This is a genomic window from Streptomyces sp. NBC_01463 (genome assembly GCA_036227345.1).
Classification (GTDB): domain Bacteria; phylum Actinomycetota; class Actinomycetes; order Streptomycetales; family Streptomycetaceae; genus Streptomyces.
Genome location: CP109468.1, coordinates 646,152 through 661,976 on the forward strand (window position 1 = coordinate 646,152; position 15,825 = coordinate 661,976).

The window sequence follows — 15,825 nt, forward strand, 5'->3', positions numbered from 1 at the left end:
CCGGCCCCCTGGATCCACCCGCACAGAGGGAGAAGTCCCATGAACGCCGTCATCCCCCACGCCGATCCCGCGCCGCCGGCCGCCGGCGGAGCACTCGTGGCCTCGGGCCGCTGGCAGGTGGTGGCGGGTGACCCGGCCCTGGAACAGGTCGCCGACACCCTGCGCGCACTGCTCGCCCCGCACCTGTCCGACCGCCTGCTGCCGGCCGGGACGCGTCACACCGGGGTTCCCACGCTGACGCTCGCCCTCGACGACCTGCCCCGGGCGGCCCCCCGGACGACGCTGGGGGTGGACCCGGCGGGCGGCGCGCACCCGGCCGACGAGGCGTACCGGCTCCGGGTCACCGCCGACGGCATCACCTGCCTGGCCCGCACCGCGGAAGGGGCCTTCCGGGCCGGTACCACCGCCGCGCAGCTGATCGCCACGGCCCACGGGACGGGCGAACTCCCCTTCCAGGAAGTGGCGGACGCCCCGCGGTACGCCTGGCGCGGCCTCATGGTGGACCCGGCCCGCACCTTCCTCACCCCGGACGAACTGCGCCGGATCATCGACCTCGCCGCGCTCTACAAGCTCAACGTGCTGCACCTGCACCTCACCGACAACGAGGGCTGGCGCATCGAACTCCCGGGCACGCCCCGGCTGACGGAGACCGGAGCGGACGGTCGGGCGCGGGACTTCTACACCGTGGCCGACTACCGGTCCCTCCAGGAGTACGCGGCCCGGCGCTTCGTCACCCTCGTCCCCGAGATCGACCTGCCGGGCCACTGCCGCACCCTCCGCGAGGCCGTACCGGGGCTGCGCGAGGCACCGGCCCCGGCCGGCCTCAAGGAGCGCTTCCCGTTCGTCCCGCCGCTGGACCTGACCGACGAGGCCACCCACGCGGCGGTTACCCGGATCCTCGCCGATGTCTGCGAACTGACCACCGGCCCCCACGTCCACATCGGCGCCGACGAGGCGTTCGGCGCGACGCCCGAGAGCTTCGCCGCGTCCGTACGCGAACTGCGCGCGATCGTCCGCGCGTTCGGCAAGCGTCCGGTCGGCTGGCAGGAGTCGTCCCGCGCCGGGATCGAGCCGCGGGACATCGCCCAGCACTGGGTGGACGTGCCGATGATGGACCTGCCCGACACCTCCGAGGAGCTCGCCGGCCGTCCCGAGCTCGCGACCGCGGGCATGACCCCGGAGATCGTCGGGGCGCTCAAGTCGTTCTTCGCCCCCACGGACCAGGACGTCGAGCGGGTCGTCGAAGCGGGCGGGCGGATTCTGCTGTCGCCCCAGTCCCATCTGTACCTGGACCGGCCGTACGCCGCCGAGTCCGTACCGCCCGAGCAGGCCGGGACGGCCGGCCGGATCGGCTTCACCGCCTACCGCCCCCGGAGCATCCGCCCTGGGAGGGTGACGACCGGCAGGACCGCGGCTGATCCGGCACCGGGAGGGCGGCATCGGGTCCCGGACGTCCGCGATCCAGGCCGTTGGCGGTCCCGAACACCGGGGTCTGGAACACCCGTTCCCCAACTCCTCCCGCACGGGCCGTTACCGGCACTTCCCGGGGCCGTTCTCAGGGCGTCGGCAGCCCCTGCCCGGACCCTCCCGGAGGACGACGTGGTGTCTTGTGCCCCTGTGCCCGTACGGGCTCCGGCACGTCCGCGTTCCCTCCCGACGATCGGAGCGCCTTGATGACTCCCCCGGTTCACTCGCAGTCCCGCACGCTCCCGCGCGGGAACCGGCCACCGGCAGGACGCGAGGACCGGCCGGCGAGCCCGGAATGGCTGCCGCCGGAGGAGTACGCCGAGACCGTGCTGAAGGCGACCGCGTTCGCCTGCCTGTACTTCACCGACGAGCACGACCGTCCGCTGCAGTTGAAGGCGGTGTACTCCCGTACCCATGTGTGGCAGTTGGTCGGGGGAACGATGGACCCGGGCGAGCGGCCGTGGGAGACGGCCCTGCGGGAGTGCCGGGAGGAGACCGGGATGGACTTCGAGGGCCCCGCCCGGCTCCTGGCGACGGTCTTCGGCCAGCCGGGCGCGGAGTGGCCCTACGCGACCATCGGCTTCGTCTTCGACGGCGGCCGGCTCACCGCCGGGCAGATCAGCGCCCTGACCCTGGACCCGGCCGAGCACGACGACGCACGCGTGCTGCCGCTGCCCGAGTGGCGGGCGCTCATGTCACCGAGGGACTTCGCCCGGCTGGAGGCGGTCGCGGAGGCCCGCCGGACCGGCACGGCCGCGTACGTCGGCGCGTGGGACTGGGACGACTGACACCGGGAGGCCGCGGCCGGCGGCGGCCCGGGTACGCTGCCCGGGGTCCGGCCCTTCTCGCTGAGCGGAACGATCCCATGCAGGTTGTCTTCACCGGCCGCGTCGTGGAATGGCGCGGTCCCTCGCCGTTCTACTTCGCCGCCGTGCCCGAGGAACAGGCCGCCGACATCCGTGAGGTGGCCGCGCTGGCCACGTACGGCTGGGGAGCGGTCCCCGTCGACGCCGAGATCGGCGGGACGGCCTTCACCACCTCGCTCTTCCCCAGGGACGGCGGCTATCTGCTGCCGCTCAAGAACGCGGTGCGCAAGCCGCAGAACCTCGCCGCCGGCGACGACGTGGCCGTGCGGCTGACCGTCCGCCTCTGAGCACACCGCCCCGGGGCCGCACCCGCGGCGCCGGTAGCGTGACGGGCATGACGAGCGAGGGTGATACGCCACCAGGCGAAGAGCTGACCGGCGGCATGATGAACGCGGGTGCGGTCTTCCGCCGCGGTGACCTGGTGGAACGTCCGGCGCCGCGCACCGCGCGCGCCCTCCACGCCCACCTCATCGCACTGCGTGAACGGGGCTTCGACGCGGCCCCGGTTCCGGTCCGGCTCACCGAGGACGGCCGCGAGCAACTGACGTACCTCCCCGGCGACGTGGCGCTGCCGCCGTTTCCGGAGTGGGTGATGACGGAGGCCGCACTGCGGTCGGTGGGCAGGCTGCTGCGGCGTCTGCACGACGTGTCGGCGGCCGTCCCGGTCGACACCCTCGCCGACTGGCCGCGGGCCCTGTCCGACCCGGCGGGAGGCACGGTCCTCTGCCACAACGACGTGTGCCCGGAGAACGTCGTCTTCCGTGACGGCCGGGCGACGGCCCTGATCGACTTCGACCTGGCGGCTCCCGGCCGCCCCGTGTGGGACGTCGCCATGACGGCGCTGTACTGGGTTCCGGTGCGGGATCCCGAGTCCACGGCGGCGCAGTATCCCGCGGGGCTCGACACGGCGGGGCGGCTGCGGATCCTCGCCGACAGTTACGGCCTCTCCCGGCGGGAGCGCGCCGAACTGCCCGGCGTCATCGAGGAGGCCACCGCGTCCTGCCGGGCGTTCGTCGTCGGCCGGGTCGCCGACGGTGACCCGGTCTACGTCCGGGCGCTGGCCGAGCGGGGTGGCATGCGCCGCTGGGACCGCAGGCAGGAGTGGCTGGCCGCGCAACGCGAGGTGTTCACCGCCGCCTTGCTGGACTGAGGGCGTCCGGCACCGGTACCGGACGCGCCTCGGCCGGACGCCGGGAGCGGCCGGCCGAGGGGGTCGGGTGGCCCCGTCCTACCTCTCCGCCTTGGACCGCCAGAGCAGCCAGGCGAAGTACGGGGCCCCGACCACGGCAGTCCCCACGCCCACCGGAATCTGTGCGGGTGCGATGACCGTACGGCCGATGGTGTCCGCGACGACGACCAGCAGGGACCCCAGCAGAGCGGCCACCGGCAGGACCCGCCCGTGGCGCTGGCCCACCAGGGCGCGTGCGGCGTGCGGCGCCACGAGTCCGACGAAGCCGATGACACCGACCGCCGACACCGCGGTGGCGGTGAGCACGACGGCGATGGCGAGCAGGCCGAGCCGGTTCGTGCCGAGCCGGATTCCGAGCAGGCGCGGGGTGTCGGCGTCCAGCCCGATGAGGTCGAGTTCGCGGCGCCGGGCCGCGAGCACCGGCAGGGCGACGACCAGTGCGGCGAGTACGGGAAGGGTCTCCGGGAAGGTGCGCCCGTACGTCGATCCGGCGAGCCAGGCCAGTGCCTTCGTGCCGTTGAACGGGTCGGTCAGCACGATGAGGAGGCTGACGAACGCCGCGGCGCCCGCCGACACGCCGATGCCGATCAGCACCAGCCGGTTCTGCTCCAGTCCGCGCCGGGCTGCGAGGCCGAAGACGAGCGCGGCGGCGCCCGCCGCTCCGGCCAGGGCGGAACCGCTGACCGCCCAGTAGCTCGCGAGCGGTACGGCCGTCAGCGTGATGACGGCGCCCGCTCCCGCTCCCCCGACGACCCCGAGAATGCCGGGTTCGGCAAGGGGGTTGCGCGAGACCGCCTGCACCACGGTTCCCGCGACCGCGAGCGCGGCCCCGGCCAGCAGCGCGGCCGCGATCCGCGGCATCCGGCTGTCCAGGACGTAGGTGACGAACCGTCCGGAGCGTCCGGTGAGCCAGTTGACCACGTCCCCGAGCAGCAGCGGCGCGTCGCCCAGGAGTGCCGAGGCGACGACGGTCGCGGCGAGAGCGGCGCCGAGCACCACGAGGGTGACGACGAAGGCCCGGCGGCTGCGGAGGCGGACGAAGGCCGCCGCGGGGCCGCTGTCCCCCACGTCGTGGGAGCGGTAGGCGAGGGCGACGAGGACGACCGCGCCGAAGAAGCTGGTGACGATGCCGGTCGGTACGGCGGCGCCCGCCTGGCCGCCGAAGAGCGCGCGCAGCAGCACATCGGCACCGAGCACGACGAACACGCCGGCCACCGAAGAGGCGGGCACGAACACGCGGTGGCGCAGCAGCGCGGGCACCCGGGCGCCGAGCAGGCGCACGATGGCCGGTGCGCACAGTCCGACGAAGCCGATGGGACCGGCGACGGTGACGGAGACGGCCGCGAGGACGACGGCGAGGACGACCGTGACCGCCCGGGTGACGCGGGGGCTGACGCCGACCACGGCGGCGTTGTCGTCGCCGAGGGCGAGGATGTCCAGCCGTCGGCCGAGCACGATCAGCCCGGCGAGTGCCACCAGGGCGACCGGGGCGAGGGGGTTGATCGTCTGCATGCCGATCTGTGCCAGTGAGCCGTTGCCCCAGGCGTAGAGACCGGTCGTCTGCTGGGCGCGCAGGAGGAGGAGCATCTGGCTCAGGCCGCTGAGTCCGAGGGTGAGCGCGGAGCCGGCGAGGACGAGCCGGGTCGGGCCCGCTCCGGCCCGGGCGAGTCCCAGGACGACGGCGGCGGCGAGGAGTCCGCCGATCAGGGCCGTGCTGCCCGCCATGAGGGGCGGCAGGGTGATGCCGAACGCGGCGACGGCGACGACCGCGAGGTAGGCGCCGGCGTCGACGGCGAGCGTGTCGGGCGACGCCAGCACGTTGCGGGAAACGGACTGCAGTGCGGCGCCCGCGGCGCCGAGGGTGCAGCCGACGACCAGTCCCGCGGCGAGGCGCGGCAGCCGGGACGCGACGAGGACGGCGTCGGCCTGGGCCGGTCCGTCGTCGCCGCCCGGCAGTTGTGCGGCGAAGGCCCGCCAGAGGGAGTGCGGTCCGACGGTCGCCGTGCCCTGGCTGATGTGCACGGCCGTCAGGACGAGCAGGGCCAGGAGAGCGCCGAGTGCCATGAGGGGCAGACTGCCGCGCCGGGCCGGCCGGGCGGCCGCGGCGGAGTGCGAGGACTCCGCCGGGCCGGCCGGTGACACGGGTGCGGCCTTCGCCGTACGGGTGCTCACGTTCACTTGGTCAGTGCGTCCACGACCGCGTCGACGTACTGCCTCATCGAGGCCGTGCCGCCGAACATCCAGACGCCGTCGGGGAGCCGGTGGACGTCGCCCTTCTTCACGAAGGGGAGCGACTTCCAGACCGCGTTGTCCTTCAGTCCGTCGGCGAACGGGTCGCCGCCGTCGGAGTCGTTGGCGATGTAGACGAACGAGGAGTCGCCGATCCTGGTGAGGCCCTCGACGTCGGTGGCCGCCAGCCCGTAGGCCTTGTCCCCCTTCATCGTCCACGGGCTGACCAGGCCGAGTTCGGTGTTGACGTCGGTGAGCAGCGATCCCTTGACGAACGGGCGCACCGAGACCTGGCTGCCCTCCTTCCAGCCGTCGGCGAAGGCGACCTTCTCGCCGGCGAGTCCGGCGGCGGCGATCTCCTTCCTGCCGTCGGCGAGCTTCTTCCGGAAGGAGGCGATCTCGGTCCTGGCCTTGTCCTGGGTGCCGGTGGCCTCGGCGATGAGGTTCACGTTGTCGGTCATCCGGTCGATCTGACGGCTCGCGTCGGCCGCCTTCACCACGATGAGGGGGGCCACCTTGGAGAGTTGCTTGATGGCGGAGCCGCTCAGGTCGTCCGTGGCGACGATCAGGTCGGGCTTGAGGCCGGCGACCGTGTCGACGCTGGGTTCGCCGCGGGTGCCTATGTCCGTGACGCCCTTGGGCAGCGGGGCCGCGGTGTCGTAGGCGTTGTAGCCCTTCACGTCGGCGACGCCGACCGGGTCGACGCCCAGGGTGATGAGCGATTCGACGACGTTCCATTCGGTGCCGACGACGCGCTTGGCGGGCCCGTCGAGCTTCACCTTCTGGCCGCGCGAGTCGGTGACGGTCAGCGTGGAGTCCGCGACCGTCTCCTTCTCGGGTGCCTCGGAGGTGCCGCAGCCGACGAGGGTGACCGCCGTGGCCGCCGCGATCGCGGGCCATGCCCAGTGCTTGGTCGTCATGGTTGTTCAGGGCCTTTCGAGCCGGAGGTGGTGACGTCCCACCGCACGGGTGCGGGGGGTGCCGGTGGCGAGGTCGGTCTCGACCTCGATGCGGATGCCGTAGGTGTCGGTGAGCAGTTCGGGGTCGTACACCTGGGCGGGGGTGCCCGCGGCGGCGACGCGGCCCGCGGAGAGCAGGACGATCCGGTCCGCCACCGCGGCCGCCTGGTCCAGGTCGTGCAGAACGACCCCGATGGTCACGCCATGGGTGTCGGCGAGGTCCCGGACGAGGTCCAGGACCTCCACCTGGTAGCGCAGGTCGAGATAGGTCGTGGGCTCGTCGAGCAGCAGCACCTCGGTGTCCTGGGCCAGGCAGCAGGCGAACCAGACGCGCTGCAACTGGCCGCCGGAGAGGCTTTCGACGCCGCGGTCGGCGAGCTCGGTGACGTTCGTGACGGCGAGGGCGTGCTCGACGAGCCGCGCCCCGTCCGGGTCGCTGCCGCGCAGCCGGCTGCGGTAGGGGTGGCGTCCGAAGGCCACCACCTCGCGGACGCTGAGACCGGCAGGGGTCGCGCGGCTCTGTGCGAGGAGTGTGATGCGCCGGGCGAAGTCGGTACGTGAGAGGGCGAGGGCGTCGACGGGACCGCCGTCGCCCTCCTCCAGGGTGATGCTGCCGGTACGGGCCCGGTGCAGGCGGGCGACGGCACGCAACAGGGTCGACTTCCCGCTGCCGTTCGGGCCGATCAGTGCGGTGACCTGGCCGCGCGGCAGCCGCAGGTCGGCCTGGTGCACGACGTCGGTGCCGTCGTAGGCGACCGTGAGGTCCGTCGCGGCGAGCCCGGACCGGGCGGCGGAGTCCCCGGCGGGCACGCCGGGTTCGGCCACGGCGCGGCCACGCGGTGGGGTGTCTTCTCGGTCGAGTGGAGTCACGATCACGGGGCGAGGTTAGCCTAACCTAACCATGAATGAAAACCGGCCACCCCTCGCAGGTCGATGGCCGGTTCACTGCGGGTCGCGCGCTGCCCCGAGGCGGCGGTCGGCCGGACTCGGGGTCAGCGCGCGGGTCGGCGCGGACCGGCTGCTACTCGGTGCGCAGGGCCGTGGCGGTGCGGGCCCTCGCCGCCCAGCCGGCGGGCAGGAGCGCGCCCAGGGTGGCGATGAGCAGGCCGCCGAGTGCGAGCGGGAGCAGCAGGGCCGCGTGGTAGACGGCGATGACGGAGGCGGGGAGGCGGAGCCCGGCGCCCTCGCCCATCGCGGGCATGACCCACCCGTGCAGGGCCACCCCGAGCGGCACACCCAGCGCACCCGCGACGAGCCCTGTCAGGGCGACCGAGGTCAGGACCATCGCGACGGTCTGGCGGGGCGTCATGCCGAGCGCCTTGTGCACACCGATCTCCCGGACGCGCTCGCGGGTGTCGAGCAGCACACCGTTGAGGACACCGAGCGCCGCCACGGCGACGAGCATCAGGGTGAGGACCCCGGCGAGCGCGTTGAGCGTGACGACCATGTCGCTGCCCCTGTCTGGCCCGCCCGCCCGCGCACTGACCCCCAGCGGCGCCAGGTCCTTGTTCAGCGCGTCGACGTAACCGGTGATGTCGGTGCCCGGCACGACCGCGATGTGATGGCTCGTCTCCGCCGTACGCGGAAGTGCGGTGGGGAGGCTCGCGGCGTCGGTGAACACCCGCATGCCGTCGTTGCGGGGGTCGAGGAGTTCGCCGACGATCCGGACCGTGGCCGGTCCGGCCGGTTCGCCGAGGCCGGTGAGAGCGACGGTGTCGCCGATACGGGTGCCGGTCGCGGCCAGGAAGGGAGTCGGGACCACGGCCTCGCCGGGCCCGTCGATCCAGCGTCCCGAGACCATCATGTAGCCGCCCCAGGAGGCGTCGCCGGTGAAGGCGGTCACGTCGATGGTGCCGGTCAGCCCGGACACGGCCGCCCGTACCGTCGAGGCGCTGTAGTGCCTGCGCGTGCCGGCGGCGGCCCCGATCGCCGCGTCGACCTCGGCGGGATCGGCCCGGGGCCCCTTCGCGGGAACCGGTCCCCCGGGGCCGGACTCCGGCAGGGGCGCCGCCACGGTGACATCGGCGGCGTCGTGGGCCTTGGCCTTCATCACCTCGCCGAGCGAGGCGCTCATGCCCACGGTGAACGTGACGGCGACGGCGCCGAACAGCACCGCCGCACCCATCGCCAGGGCGCGGGCGGGCCTCTCGAAGGGCCGGGCCAGGCCCAGGGCGACCGGCTGCGGCAACGGCAGCCGGCCGGCCATGCGGGCCGCCCGGCGACCGCGCCCCGCCGACGCGGAACGTCCGACGGCGAGCGCGTCGACCGTACGCAGCCGGCCGGCCCGCCAGGCGCTCGCCCACGCGGTCACCGCCACCAGGCCGAGCACCCCCGCGATCACCGTCAGGTCGACCCACGGGACGACCGTCAGGGACGACGTGCCGTACAGCTCCCCGGTCTCGGCCAGCACGGGGACGGCGAGCAGATGGCCGGCCGGTACACCGAGTGCCGTACCGGCCGTGGCCGGGATCAGCGCCTGACCGACGTACGCCCGCACGACCTGGGCCGGAGTGAACCCGACGGCCTTGAGGATGCCGATCCGGCGCGTTCCCGTACCGACGGCCGACGCGACGATGTTGCCGACGACGAGCACCGACATGACCAGGCCCAGCGCACCGAACGCGACGAGGAACGGGACGTAGAGGGAAGTGTCGCGCTCGGCCGTCTTCCTGACGGTCAGCCAGGACTGTTCGCCGGTCGCTGCTCCGGGGGGCAGGGACTCCGTCACGGCCTTGCGCCCGGCGGCGATCCCCGCGGCGGAGCCCGCGTCGGTGAACCGGTAGAGCATCTGGAATCCGCCGCCGCCCGGCGCGGTGAGCGCCGGCATCTGGGAAGGGACCACCCAGGCATCGGCGGTCCGCGTGACCGAACGGGCCACCCCGACCACCGTCAGCGCCGGGTCGCCCGGCAGCGCGGGGAAGACGACCTGACGGCCCGGGGTGGGGATGAGCGAGGAGTCGGCGGACAGCACGATCTCGCCGGGGCGCGCGGCCCACCGCCCGTCGAGCAGGGTCACCTCGTCCAGGTCCCGCCCGGGGCCGCTCCGGCCGGCCACGGTCATCGGCCACCCGGGACCCGCCGCGTCCGCCTTCGGGACGACCGTCGCCGTACGGAACGGCCCGGCCGCGCCGCTCACCCCCTCGGCGTCCCGGGACTCCGCCAGCTGACCCGCACTCACCCGGCCCGCGTCGAACTGCACGGACAGGTGCGCGCCGTGCCGCCGGGCGAAGGCGTCGTCGAAGGGCGCAGCGGAGACCACCAGCAGCGATCCGCCGAGGACGGAGGCGGCCACCGCCATCATCGTGGCGAGCCCGATCACCAGCGTCTGCACCCGGCGACGCCCCACCCCCGAGCGCACCACCCCACCGAGCCCGCTCATCGGACGGCCTCAGGGGTGACGGCGCAGGACCGGACGTCCTCGGTGATCCGGCCGTCGGCGATGCGGACCGTGCGGTCGGTGCACGACCGGGCCAGTGCCAGGTCGTGGGTGACCACGACGATGGTCTGCCCCTCGGCGTTGAGGTCCCTGAGCAGCCTGCTGACGTCCTGTCCCGCGGCCGTGTCCAGGGCCCCGGTCGGCTCGTCGGCCAGGAGCAGCGGCGGCTTGTTCATCAACGCCCTTGCCACGGCGACGCGTTGCCGCTCGCCGCCGGACAGCCGGCCCAGGTGGGCGCGGGCGTGCCGGCCGATGCCGAGGGTGTCCAGGAGTTCCTCCGCCCGGCGGACCGCCGGACCGCGTGCGGTTCCCGCGAGCCGTGCGGGCAGGACGACGTTGTCGATGACGGTCAGATCGTCGAGCAGGTTGAAGAACTGGAAGACCATGCCGATCTTCGAGCGCCGGTAGAGCGCCGATCCGCCCTCGCCCAGCCGGTCCACCCGCACCCCGTCCACGGTGACGGTCCCCGTATCGGGCCGGTCGAGACCCGCGATCAGGTTGAGCAGTGTGGACTTGCCGCTGCCGGAAGGGCCGAGGATCGCGACCGCCTCACCCGGCCGCACGGTCAGGGACGCCTCGTGGAGGGCGGGCGGGCCGTCGTCGTAACGGCGGCTCACCTCGCACAGTTCGATCACCGGCGTGGTCATGAGCGGTCTCCTTCAGTGCGGGCATCGGACCCGCCGAACGCTAGGAGCGCGCCCGGTCTTCGCGCGTCGGCCGCCCGGACCCTTCGCCGTACCGCAGCGGAACGACCCGGCGAAACGTCATCCCTGCGATGTAGGCGCCCGATGTACGGGCGGCGGCGGGAACGACCGCTGAGACGGACTCCCCCGGACCGGGCGGCGGCGAGAATGATCCGGTGATGAACGTGATGACGGCGCTGGAGCGGCTCCGGGTGCCCGCCCGTGAGGCGCTGCGCGACGCCGGGCTCCCCACCGGTCCACCACTGCGGCCCGGCCGCCGCACCGTGCGGTTCGACGCGCTGGTGGCGCTGGTGCTCGGGGTCACGACCGTCTACTACGGCATCGACAACGCGGACAACGTCGTGGTGCGGGAGATCGCGCCCGGCGTGGAGTACGTGGTGGCGCGCCCGGCCGGAACCGGGGGCCTGGCCCTCATGGTCACGCTCGCGGCCATCGCCTCGGGGGCGCTCGCGCTGCGCCGCCGCTTCCCGCTCGCCGTGCTGTGCGTCGTGACCGCCGCGGTGCTGATGACACCGCACAGCGTGATGCGGCTGACCTTCTACGCCTTCGTGATCGCCGTCTACAGCGCTGCCGTCCACAGCCCCTACCGGGCGGCGACCCTGGCGGCGCTGCCCGTGTCGGTGCTGCTCGTCGGCACCTCGGGGAACTCGGTGACACCGATCGTCCCCAACGAGTACATCGCCCTGCTGATCCTGGTCCCGATGGCGGGGGCCTCCCTGGGGCTGCGCACCTGGAAGCTCCGGACCGACGAGGGCCGGGCCCGGCTCTCCGATCTGGAGCGCGAACAGGCCGAGGCCCTGCGCCGGGCGGTCGAGCGCGAGCGTGCGCGGATCGCGCGCGAACTGCACGACGTCGTCACGCACAACGTCAGCGTGATGGTCATTCAGGCGGGGGCCGCCCGCAAGGTCATGCGGACCGCCCCGGAGCAGGCCGGCGAGGCGCTGCTCGCCGTCGAGGCGGGCGGCCGGGCGGCCATGACCGAACTGCGGCACGTGATGGGGCTGCTGACGATGGCCGGCGAGGGCGCGCCGGACGACGGGAGCGGGCAGCCGGCGGGCGTGGAGCTGGCCCCGCAGCCCGGGCTGGACCAGTTGGACGCGCTCGTCGGGCGGGTCAGGGACGCCGGGCTGCCGGTCGGTCTGACCGTGACCGGCCCGTCCCGCGAGATCCCGCCCGGTATCGGGCTCGCCGCCTACCGCGTGGTGCAGGAAGCCCTGACCAACACGGTGAAACACGCCTCGGGCTCCACTGCCGCCGTGACCGTCGAGTACGGCCCGGAGCGGCTCCGGGTGGAGGTCACCGACACCGGTGGACGGCCGGGGCGGGACGCGGGATCCGGCAACGGCCGGGGCCTGATCGGACTGCGGGAGCGTCTCGCCGTCTACGACGGGACCCTGCACACCGCCCGGCGGCTGACCGGCGGCTACCGTGTGGAAGCGCTGATCCCCCTGGAGGCACCGTGACCGAGCCCCTGCGGGTGCTCCTCGCCGACGACCAGACCCTGGTCCGCACCGGATTCCGGATGATCCTCGGTGCCGACGGCATCGACGTCGTCGCCGAGGCGGTCAACGGGGCCGAAGCGGTCGAGGCGGCCCGGCGCACCCGGCCCGACGTGATCCTGATGGATGTCCGGATGCCCGAGATGGACGGCCTGGAGGCCACCCGCCGCATCCTGACCGGCGCCCCGGGCGAACCCCGCGTCATCATCCTGACCACCTTCGACCTCGACCGGTACGTGTACGCGGCGCTGTCCGCCGGGGCCAGCGGCTTCCTCCTCAAGGACGTCACGCCCGAGCACCTGGCCTCGGCCGTCCGCACGGTCCGGACCGGTGACGCCCTGCTCGCGCCCGCCATCACCCGCCGGCTCGTGCAGCGGTTCGCCCGGCGCGGCGGCGACGCGGCCGCCCTCCACCGCGACCTGGCCGCGCTCACCCCGCGCGAACTGGAGGTCCTCGGCCTGCTGGCCCAGGGGCTGAGCAACGCCGAACTCGCCGCCCGCCTCCACCTGGCCGAGACGACCGTCAAGACGCACGTCGCCCGCATCCTCGCCAAGCTCGGTCTCCGTGACCGGGTCCAGGCGGTCATCGTGGCCTACGAGACGGGGCTGGTGAGCGCCGGTGCGCACGAGGACGCAGGGCGGTCAGCCGAGCAGGCGTAGCAACGGCTGTCCGGGCCGGGGAAAACCACTGGCGGACCGGGTTCCGCGCGGACGACGATGGGCGGATGAGTGATCAACCCGAACGATGGACCAGGTCCACCGTCTACCCGGACATGTGGGCGGACCCGGACGACGACCCCCGCAACAGCGAGGGTGGGAATGCGGAGGGCGAGCTCGCGACCCTGCAGGACTTCCTCTCGGACTACCGACTGACCCTGCGCATGAAGTGCGAGGGCCTGGATCCGGAACAGCTGGCCCGGCGTTCGGTTCCGCCGTCGACCATGTCGCTCCTGGGCCTCGTGCGTCATCTCGCCGAGGTCGAGCGGGACTGGCGCAACTGGATCAGCGACGGTGATCCGCTGCCGAAGCTGTACGGCACACACGACGCGGACTTCGACGGCGCGGTCGCCGATCAGGCCGTGGTCGACGGCGCCTACGCCGATCTGGCGCGGGAGCAGGCCGCGCTCGACACCGCGCTGGCCGGGCACCCCGATCTGGGTGAGCGGCTGGGGAAGGACGGGATCGCGGTCCGGGAGCTGATGGTGCACAGGATCGACGAGTACGCCCGTCACTGCGGGCACGCCGACCTGCTGCGCGAGTGCGTCGACGGACGGGTGGGCCAGTAGCCCCCGCCCCGGGGACGGATCAGCTGGTGCCGGTGCGTACGGCGGTCGCCGCCAGGGTGGTGAAGTGCATCGTGAAGCGGCCGCCGAGGGAGTCGATGGCCCGTCCGACCGCGTCGAGTATCCCCGCGAGCCGGTCGGGAGCCAGCTGTGTGAGACCCCCGGTCGTCGGCAGCAGGTCCAGCCACTGGTCACGCGTGTAGGTGCGCTCCCAGTCGAACCGCCACTGCTCGGGTACGTCGAAACGCCCTGCCTCACGCATCGTTGCGCCGACCTTCGCGTAGACCGCCTGGTAGAGCTCCACCGGACGGTGGGCCGGCTGGTCCTTGAACGGCGAGTCGGGCACCGCTTTCCGGAAGGCGGCGGCGAACGGCTCGGCCACCTCGGGCGGCGGCTCGTAGGCGTGCCCGAAAATGGCGAGCCGTCCTCCCGGGCGCAGCACGTCCGCCGCCTTCGCGGCGCCCGCGGCCGGATCCACCCAGTGCCACGACTGCGCGGCGACGACCATGTCGAAGGTCCGCCCGGCCGGTGACCAGGCCTCGAAGGTCCCCGCCTCGACCGGCAGACCACGGGTCCGGGCGAGGGCGGCCATGCGTTCGTCGGGCTCGACCCCGAGCACCTCGCAGCCCGCGGCCCGGAACTGGCGGGCCGCGATGCCCGTGCCGCAGCCGACGTCGAGGACATCGGTGCCGGGACTCGCGGCGACGATCCGCGCCACCAACGCGTCGGGATACGGGGGCCGGGCCCGGTCGTAGCGCTGCGCGTCGACGCCGAACGACTCGGCCATCCCTCGCGCCCGGTGCGCTTCCGCCCGCGGCTGTTCCGGCTGCTCTCGCGGTAGTATGGGCATGCGCCCACTCTAGTGGGCACATGCCCACTGGGCAACGGACGCCAGGGCCCGAACGTACGGAGGGATCGGTCAGTGCCGACCGGAGTACATCTGCGCGACGCGCGGCAGCAGCTGTTCGACGCCGCGGAACAGGTGCTCCTGCGCGACGGGCCGAGCGGGCTGACCAGCCGGGCCGTCACCGACGAGGCGGGCTGTGCCAAGGGCGTCCTGCACCGGCACTTCGACGGTTTCGACGGCTTCCTGGCCGCGCTGGTGCTCGACCGGGCCGCGCAACTCGAGGCGCGGGCCGCCGTGTTGCGCGAGGCCGCCGGCACCGGAACGGTCACGGGCAACCTCACCGCCGCGCTCACCGGCCTGTTCGGACCGGTTCCGCTGGCGATCATCCCGCTCATCACGTTCAGGGACGAGCTGCGCACCCGGCTGCGGCAGGCCCGGCCCGGCGGCGGCATCGCGATCCTCGCCGAGGTGACGACCGCGGTCTCCGATTATCTGGCCGACGAGCGGGACCGGGGCCGTATCGCGGCCGACGCCGACATCGGCTCGCTCACCCTCTCCCTGGTCGGCGGGGGCCATCTCCTGTTCGCGGACCGCGATCCAGGCCCGCCGGATGCGGCGGCCGTCGACAGGTTCGTGACAGCGGCGACGGCCGACGCCGTGCGCCGGCGGCCGGTCTGACGTACCGGCCCAACGCCGCCCCGGCCCCGGTCAGGAGGACCGGCCGCCGAACTGCCAGCGGTGCACCTCGACGGCGGCGTACCGGCCCGCCGCCAGCACGGCGCGGGCGGTGCCCGGGTCCGGCGCCCGGACCAGCGCCGCCGCCCCCAGCCGGACGGAACCGTCGTCGGAGAGCAGCGGACCGAAGGCGATCAGGTCCTCCCGGTCCGGCGGCACGTCGAGATCGGCGTCCTGCTCCATGCCGAGTCCGAGCACCAGATAGCGGTCACCCTCACTGTCCCCGCCGGCGAATTCCCACATGGTGCGCCCCAGGCCGTTGTGCCACCGGCGCAGCATCACATCCTGGTACACGCCTGCCTGGTAGCCCGGCTCATCGAAGGCGAACGCGCGGGCGGCCGCAGGATCCGGCAGGTCGAGGATGTGCACGCTGCCGGTGGGTTCGGAGCCGTCGCCGGTGAGCGTCGGCCCCCTGGCGATCATCTCCTTCGCATAGCCGTCCATGTACGCCCAATGGTCTTCCAGCAGTTCGTGGCGCAAGGGCAGGGATCCGGGCCGGTCTCGGTGGTAGCAGAAGAACTCCATCCCCACAGGGTGCCGTCGGGGCGGTGTCCCGTCGAGCGAATTCGCCGTGGGCGTGGCGGGGGCGCCCGCCGGGTCGGCGCGGACCCG

Annotated in this window: 15 protein-coding genes; 8 read left to right on the forward strand and 7 right to left on the reverse strand. The window is 73.7% G+C overall.

What is annotated here, in order from left to right:
* The first annotated feature begins 39 nt into the window (after positions 1-39).
* The 4 genes from OG521_02835 to OG521_02850 all read left to right on the forward strand — a co-directional run bounded on the left by OG521_02835 (position 40) and on the right by OG521_02850 (position 3,483).
* Positions 40-1,674 carry a beta-N-acetylhexosaminidase gene (locus OG521_02835; GenBank protein WUW19772.1) on the forward strand — a complete coding sequence of 545 codons (1,635 nt, stop codon included), beginning with the start codon at positions 40-42 and terminating at the stop codon, positions 1,672-1,674.
* Entirely contained in the window at positions 1,674-2,255 is a 582-nt protein-coding gene (locus tag OG521_02840) for an NUDIX hydrolase (protein WUW19773.1), read from the forward strand. Before OG521_02835 ends, OG521_02840 begins: the two co-directional genes overlap by 1 nt.
* Positions 2,256-2,332: 77 nt before the next feature.
* Complete coding sequence (locus OG521_02845) at positions 2,333-2,620, forward strand: DUF1905 domain-containing protein (protein ID WUW19774.1); 288 nt, start codon at positions 2,333-2,335, stop codon at positions 2,618-2,620.
* Positions 2,621-2,667: 47 nt separating this feature from the next.
* Positions 2,668-3,483: an aminoglycoside phosphotransferase family protein gene (locus OG521_02850; GenBank protein WUW19775.1), complete on the forward strand. Its 816-nt coding sequence runs from the start codon at positions 2,668-2,670 to the stop codon at positions 3,481-3,483.
* Between the two features lie 78 nt (positions 3,484-3,561).
* Here the strand turns inward: OG521_02850 and OG521_02855 are convergent, their stop codons facing one another.
* From OG521_02855 to OG521_02875, 5 genes are all read right to left on the reverse strand, one after another.
* Complete coding sequence (locus OG521_02855; protein ID WUW19776.1) at positions 3,562-5,694, reverse strand: iron ABC transporter permease; 2,133 nt, start codon at positions 5,692-5,694, stop codon at positions 3,562-3,564.
* Positions 5,695-5,696: 2 nt separating this feature from the next.
* Positions 5,697-6,671 carry an iron-siderophore ABC transporter substrate-binding protein gene (locus tag OG521_02860; GenBank protein ID WUW19777.1) on the reverse strand — a complete coding sequence of 325 codons (975 nt, stop codon included), beginning with the start codon at positions 6,669-6,671 and terminating at the stop codon, positions 5,697-5,699.
* 6 nt (positions 6,672-6,677) lie between these two features.
* Complete coding sequence (locus OG521_02865) at positions 6,678-7,535, reverse strand: ABC transporter ATP-binding protein (protein WUW26556.1); 858 nt, start codon at positions 7,533-7,535, stop codon at positions 6,678-6,680.
* Positions 7,536-7,731: 196 nt separating this feature from the next.
* Positions 7,732-10,089 carry an FtsX-like permease family protein gene (locus OG521_02870; GenBank protein WUW19778.1) on the reverse strand — a complete coding sequence of 786 codons (2,358 nt, stop codon included), beginning with the start codon at positions 10,087-10,089 and terminating at the stop codon, positions 7,732-7,734.
* Positions 10,086-10,793, reverse strand: coding sequence for an ABC transporter ATP-binding protein (locus OG521_02875; protein WUW19779.1), 708 nt, complete (start codon positions 10,791-10,793; stop codon positions 10,086-10,088). The genes OG521_02870 and OG521_02875 overlap by 4 nt, the downstream gene beginning before the upstream one ends.
* Positions 10,794-11,017: 224 nt before the next feature.
* Between OG521_02875 and OG521_02880 the strand changes: the two genes are divergently transcribed.
* The 3 genes from OG521_02880 to OG521_02890 all read left to right on the forward strand — a co-directional run bounded on the left by OG521_02880 (position 11,018) and on the right by OG521_02890 (position 13,634).
* Complete coding sequence (locus OG521_02880) at positions 11,018-12,313, forward strand: histidine kinase (protein WUW26557.1); 1,296 nt, start codon at positions 11,018-11,020, stop codon at positions 12,311-12,313.
* Positions 12,310-13,008 carry a response regulator transcription factor gene (locus OG521_02885; protein ID WUW19780.1) on the forward strand — a complete coding sequence of 233 codons (699 nt, stop codon included), beginning with the start codon at positions 12,310-12,312 and terminating at the stop codon, positions 13,006-13,008. The genes OG521_02880 and OG521_02885 overlap by 4 nt, the downstream gene beginning before the upstream one ends.
* A gap of 65 nt (positions 13,009-13,073) precedes the next feature.
* Positions 13,074-13,634 (forward strand): DinB family protein, encoded by a 561-nt coding sequence (locus OG521_02890; GenBank protein ID WUW19781.1) that lies wholly within the window; start codon positions 13,074-13,076, stop codon positions 13,632-13,634.
* A gap of 19 nt (positions 13,635-13,653) precedes the next feature.
* Here OG521_02890 and OG521_02895 read toward each other — a convergent pair whose 3' ends face one another.
* The gene (locus OG521_02895) at positions 13,654-14,481 is read right to left on the reverse strand and encodes a methyltransferase domain-containing protein (GenBank protein WUW19782.1); all 828 of its coding nucleotides are present in this window, start codon (positions 14,479-14,481) and stop codon (positions 13,654-13,656) included.
* Between the two features lie 72 nt (positions 14,482-14,553).
* Here OG521_02895 and OG521_02900 point away from each other — a divergent pair, with 72 nt between their 5' ends.
* Positions 14,554-15,156 (forward strand): TetR/AcrR family transcriptional regulator, encoded by a 603-nt coding sequence (locus tag OG521_02900; protein ID WUW19783.1) that lies wholly within the window; start codon positions 14,554-14,556, stop codon positions 15,154-15,156.
* A gap of 30 nt (positions 15,157-15,186) precedes the next feature.
* On the opposite strand, the gene OG521_02905 is transcribed toward OG521_02900, so the two are convergent.
* Positions 15,187-15,738 (reverse strand): YciI family protein, encoded by a 552-nt coding sequence (locus OG521_02905; GenBank protein WUW19784.1) that lies wholly within the window; start codon positions 15,736-15,738, stop codon positions 15,187-15,189.
* Between the last annotated feature and the right edge of the window lie 87 nt (positions 15,739-15,825).